General features: G+C 60.5%; 2 protein-coding genes. Both read right to left on the reverse strand.

What is annotated here, in order from left to right; genetic code table 11:
- Positions 1-76: 76 nt before the first annotated feature.
- Positions 77-913 (reverse strand): IS21-like element helper ATPase IstB, encoded by an 837-nt coding sequence (gene istB / locus AC2FPW_RS00075; protein WP_496812161.1) that lies wholly within the window; start codon positions 911-913, stop codon positions 77-79.
- Positions 910-2,034 (reverse strand): IS21 family transposase (gene istA, locus AC2FPW_RS00080; RefSeq protein WP_496812162.1); only part of this gene is annotated, 1,125 nt, incomplete at its 5' end. The genes istA and istB, both read right to left, overlap by 4 nt.

Consider the following 2,034-nt stretch of genomic DNA (forward strand, 5'->3'; position numbering starts at 1 on the left):
TGTCAATGCCGAAGTAAAAATCCCCAGAAGTACCGAAGTAATTTTCCCCACTTTCGGGACCTGGTGACGAGCCAGATTATGGGTTTGTCTGTGGCTCCTTTCGTGGTCTTCCCCTGCGTTTTGGCGGGGGTGGCGGTGTAATGGGAGCGTTGGCCCGGACGTGCTCGGGTACGAGGTCGGTGTGGCCGCGCAATCGGTAGCTCGCGCCTTCGATCTGCACGACCACAGCATGGTGGAGCAGTCGATCCAGAAGAGCGGTTGCGACGACTGGATCGCCGAAGACATCGGCCCATTCCGCGAAGCCCCGATTGGAGGTCAGGATCATCGCACCTTTTTCGTATCGGGCGTTGACGAGTTGGAAGAACAGATTGCCGCCACCATTTGAGATGGGCAGGTATCCGATCTCGTCGACGATCAGCAGTGAGGTGCGCGCGTAGAAGCGCAGCTTGTCGGTCAGCCTGCCTTCCCGCTCTGCCTTGACCAGCGCCTCGATCAGTTCCGCAAGTGTGGCGCGGTAGACGCTTTTGCCCGCCTTGACGGCTGCCACACCAAGGGCTGTGGCGAGATGGCTCTTGCCCGTGCCCGGCGGGCCGAGGAAGTGGACCACTTCAGCGCGCCGGATAAAGTCGAGCTGGGCCAGAGCGGCGATGCGCTCCCGATCAAGGGATGGCTGGAAGCTAAAATCGAAGCCTTCCAGCGTCTTGATCGGCATCAGCTTGGCGGTCTTCAAGGCGACGTCGATCCGACGTGTCTCCCGCGTGGAGTATTCCTCGCTGAGCAATACATCCAGCGCCTCGATGCCAGACAGGTTGCCTTGCTCCAGTTGCTGCATGGTGTGATCGAGCGCCTCCAGAGCACGCGGCATGCGCAATCCCACCAAGGCCCCGCGGATACGGTCCAGAACTGCACTCATCGCCGCACCTCCTGCGCAGCCAAGCGCTGCGCAACAGTGTCATAGAAGGCCAGAGACCGCCGCCCGACATGTTCACCAAGAGGGCAACCGCTGCCATGCAGGGTAGAACCTGACTTGCGAGAGGGCGGAGGAGCCTTGCGATGACCAGGATCAACGCGGCGTAGATTGCGGCCTTCGAGAACAGGGTGACGGGCAATCAGATGACCTTCTTCGAAGACCCGTATCTCGGAGGGGTGGCTTTGAACCTCCAACACGCGTTTACGTGTTGTATCGGGCACTGAGTAGAGGTTGCCGCCCACCGAGACCATGCCCTCATGGCTGACCCGCCGTTCCACGGTAAGCACCGCGTCATAGGGATGGGCGGGCAGCGGGATCAGGAATGGCTGTTCTGCGGCGAAGGCCTCATTGACCACCCGGTTGGTGGTGGCATGGACGCGTGGATTGGCGATTTCTGCACACCACTGATCAAACTGGGCGTTCAAATCATCCATGTTCCGGAAGGTCCGACCAAGGAAGAAGTCCTGCCGGATATAGCGGAACGGGCGCTCAACTTTGCCCTTGGTTTTTGCCCGATACGCCTTGCAGGCTCGGGGCGCTGATCCGTAGTGAGCCAACATGGCAACCAGCGAGGGGTTGTAGACCACGGTACCGTCGGCATCCTCGCCCAGCACGGCTGTCTTCATCCGGTCATAGAGCACTTCACTGGTGGCACCGCCACAAGCGGCAAAGGCGGCCACGTGGCACCGCAGAACCGTCTCCAGCTTCTGGTTGGCGCAAAACCGGCCCCAGAGCCAGCGGCTGTTGCCCAACACGAACGAGAACAGCCAGACTTTGCGTATGATCCCTGGCTCGTCCGTGAACTCCACCGAGAACTCGGCAAAATCAGCCTGGGCTTGCTGGCCTGGTTCCGTCTCGAAGCGCCGCTCGAACACACGCGGCAGTTCAGGGCGAATGGACCGAAGATAGTCAGTCACCGCGGTATAGCCCCCAGTATATCCAAGCGCCGTGATCTCCCGGAACAACCGGCGACCAGATAGACCCGGGCAATCCTGGATCTTCTCTGACAGATACCCCTCATAAGGCTCCAGAAGTCGTGGGCGCGGGTCACGCGGCCCATAAAC

This window comes from Ruegeria sp. SATB027 (genome assembly GCF_059613825.1).